Raw genomic sequence first — 3,546 nt, forward strand, 5'->3', positions numbered from 1 at the left:
CCGTGCCCGCGTAGTCACGCGAGGCGAACACCGTCGTCCCGTTGACCGCGATGGCCGAGGGCCGGTTGGCCGTGGTGCCGTTGGCGTAACGCAGCCTGACCGTCGCCGTTCCGGTCGACGCGGCCGGGAACGTCCACTGCAGGTACGAGCCCGCCACATTGTCGCCGTTGACGTAGCCGGTGCCGCTGAAACCGGTGTGGGAGTTCTCGAAGACACCCTGCGAGATCGTCGCGTCCTCCGCCTCGTACCGGCCGGGCGGCGGGTTGGTGCCGCCGCCGCCCGGGTACTGGCCGCCGACCCACGCCTCGTCGACCCGCCAGCGGGACACGCCGTGGTGGCCGGTCTTGGTGAGCCGGACGTAGCGGGCGGTGGTCGCGCTCAGGTCGATGAACTGGACGCCCCGCGCGTTGGGCACGGTGCCGGTCTTGACCGCACTCCCCCAGGTCGACCCGTCGTTGCTGACGTGCACCTGGTAGCCGGAGATCCGCGCGGACCCGGACGACGGGTAGACGGTGGAGTCCTCCCGCTGGTTGACCGCCAGGTACTGGACGCGCTTGGCCGAGCCCAGGTCGAAGGTGAGCGAGGCCGGCTCGGCGGCGTTGCTGTCCCAGTAGGTGAGGTAGTCGCCGTCGCCCGCCGCGGACGCGCCGTGACCGCTGGTGGACGAGCCGGCGGACAGGGTGACGCCGGTGTAGATGCCCTGCCGTCCGTTGGAGATGACCTTGAAGACGGTGTCGTACGGGTCCCAGGTGGTGATCCCGCTCAACGTCAGCGCCCCGTTCGCCTGGGTGAACGTGATCGGCGCGCCGGTGCGCAGGTCGGTCACCGAGCTGATCGCGTAGCCGTTGTCGCGCACCGACAGCGTGCTGCCGGACGGCGGTGTGATCACGTGGATGTAGTGCCGGTCGGGGTCGTTCTTGGCGATCGTGGTCACGCCGTGCGCGCCGTTGTTCCAGAATCCCGGCTTCAGCCCGCCGTACATGTAGCCGCCGCCCTCGGTGCCGCCGAGCGACTCCCAGATCTGCTCCAGGTAGGTGTTGGCGAAGTTGTTGAAGTTCGCCTGCTGGGTGGGGAACTTCCCGTTGACCATCGCGGTCTCGGCCATCAGCGCCTTGACCGACGAGCCGGCGTTGGTGACGAGCCGTCCCAGGGTGAGCTTGCGGTCGACGGCCTCGTCGGACCCGCCGTACCACCAGGGGCCGCCGGTGGGGAGCTTGAAGTCGGCCTCGATCAGCCGGGGCAGCGCCGTGTAGACCGCCTGCGGGTAGTCGTACGACGGCGTCATGCCGGTCTTCTGCTCGTTGCTGATCATGTCCATGATCGGCGTGTCTTCGTTGTTGTTCGAGATCGTCATGTCGGGGCGCTGCTGGTAGATCTTGGCGTAGAGGTTGTTGCGCTCCCAGTAGGCGTTGTCGTTGTCGATCCAGAACCCGGCCAGCTTGGGGTAGCGCTGCATCTGCTCGAAGAACTGCAGGTAGCTGAACTCGCCGAAGCCGTCGCGGGTGGTCAGGTCCACGCTGTGGCCGACGTAGCCGGAGAAGGCCGAGGAGTTGAGCCAGTCGCCGGAGCTGAGCCCCTCGTTGTGCCACTGCGGGTCGTCGGTCATGTAGTTGATGACCTTCAGGCCCTGCGCGTCGGCGGCGTCGATCAGCTCACCGAGGAAGTCCCGCGTGGTGCGGCATGAGCCGGGGATGGCCGACGGGTACGGCCTGGCGTAGCCGAGCCTGCTGTGGAAGGTGGCCAGCACGATGTACTGGGCGTGCAGCTTCTTGGCCTCGTTCACCCAGTACGTCGGCGTCCAGCCGCCGTTGGTGACGTCGGCCTCCCAGGCGCTGCAGCTGGTGTGCTGCGGCGAGGTGCGCTCACCCCAGTGCAGGAAGAGCCCGGCGACGGAGTTGCGCAGGAAGGCCTGGCGCGGGGCCTGCAGGTCGGCCCGCGCAGGGCTGACGGTGAGCAGGGCGAGCAGGAGCGCGAGCACCCAGGTTCGCAGGACGTCACGCCGCGACGGTCTCACTGCAGGACCTCCAGGTAGTCGAGGTTCGGGCAGCCGTTGGCGGTGGTGCCGGTGACGCGGATCGTGTTCGCGCCCGTCACGAGGGTGGCGCTGAGGTTCTTGGACGCCCAGGTGGTCCAGGCACCGGTGCCGGCGAAGCTCACGCCGGACGCGACGATCGTCCCGTTGACGGAGATGTCCATGGGCCGGTCGGCCGTGGTGCCGTTGGCGTAGCACAGGGTGAGCGCCGCGGGCCCCGCGGTCGCGGCGTCGTACGTCCATTGGACGTAGCAGCCGGCCACGTTGTCGGTGTTGACGAAGCCGGTGCCGGAGAACCCGGCGTGGTTGGACTCGACCACGCCCTGCGAGATCGCCGCGTTCTCCGCCTCCAGCCGGGTGGCGACCGCCTGCACCTGCTTGTAGGCGCGCACGTCGGTGAGCAGCAGATAGCAGTTCTGCAGCGACCCGGACGTGTCGCCGAGCGAGCGGTAGATGCCCCACTTGGGGCGGACCCGGTCGCCGAGGAAGGTGTCGCCGGTCTTGGTCGCGTCGACGAGGGTGGTGCCGCCCTTGCGCAGCACCCAGCGGACCGAGCCCGCGCCGCCGTCGCCGATCTTGATCTCGTACTCGGCGTCGATCCAGGTGTCCTGCAGCGGCTCCAGGTCGGTCCGGCCGACCAGGATGTCCGACTGGAAGATCTTGTGCTCGATGGTCTGCACGCCGTTCACCCGGCGCAGCGAGGTGACGGTGATCGGGTTGGTGCCCGTGCCGGGCATCTTGGTCTGGCTGATGTGGGTGAAGGTGGTGGTCGCCTTGAGCGAGGACGGGATGAACATCGAGTAGGTGACGCGCCAGGTCTCGCCGTTCAGCCACTGCAGGTAGCCGCTCGGGGTGCGGTTGCCGGTCACCTCCTGCCGCTGCCGGTCGGTCATCGAGTCGCGGTCGACCGTGTGCATGTTGAAGCGGAAGTTGTCGCCTTCGGGGAAGATGTGCGGCTGGCCGGCGGGGTGTGAGTCGGCCCGGTCGTCCTCGATGGTCTCGAACGCGTTGAGGCCGTCGACCGAGGCTTCGGGGGCCCACATCAGCTTCCAGGCGAGAGCCGCTGAGGTGGCCGCTGAGGTGGCCGCCGTGGCGGGGCGGGTGGGCAGGTAGGGGGTGAGGAGCGCGGCGCCGAAGAGGGTTCCCAGCTGGCGGCGGGTCAGTTCCATGATTTCCTATCCGATAGTGATCTTGTCGAGGTTGGGGCCCCCGTTGGCCGTGGTGGCGGTCGCCCTGATCGTGTTGGTCCCCGCGTCGAGTTGGGCGGCGATGGAGGTGGTCTGCCAGGTGTCCCAGCTGCCGGTGCCGTTGAAGTCGCGCTCGACGGCGACGCCGTTGACCGCGATGGCCATCGGCCGGTTGACCGTGGTGCCGTTCGCGTAGCGCAGCGTGATCGTCTTCTGCCCGGCCGCCTGCGCGGTGACGGTGAACTCGACGTAGGAGCCGGTGACGTTGTCGTAGTTGACGAACCCGGTGCCGGTGAACCCGGTGTGGTTCGACTCGACGGCGCCCTG

3 protein-coding genes are annotated in these 3,546 nt (G+C 68.6%); all 3 read right to left on the bottom strand.

Annotation, left to right across the window (positions count from 1 at the left end):
* A partial coding sequence (locus ABZ297_RS46470) for a discoidin domain-containing protein (protein ID WP_355360934.1) occupies positions 1-2,014 on the bottom strand: 2,014 nt, incomplete at its 3' end.
* Entirely contained in the window at positions 2,011-3,201 is a 1,191-nt protein-coding gene (locus ABZ297_RS46475; protein WP_355360937.1) for a carbohydrate-binding protein, read from the bottom strand. The genes ABZ297_RS46475 and ABZ297_RS46470, both read right to left, overlap by 4 nt.
* A 6-nt stretch (positions 3,202-3,207) precedes the next feature.
* A partial coding sequence (locus ABZ297_RS46480) for a carbohydrate-binding protein (RefSeq protein WP_355360940.1) occupies positions 3,208-3,546 on the bottom strand: 339 nt, incomplete at its 5' end.

Source organism: Nonomuraea sp. NPDC005983 (assembly GCF_040614375.1).
Lineage (GTDB): Bacteria > Actinomycetota > Actinomycetes > Streptosporangiales > Streptosporangiaceae > Nonomuraea.

Excerpts from the sequence above, each read along its gene's own strand:
- ABZ297_RS46475 (WP_355360937.1), bottom strand. The coding sequence starts at position 3,201 with ATGGAACTGACCCGCCGCCAGCTGGGAACCCTCTTCGGCGCCGCGCTC.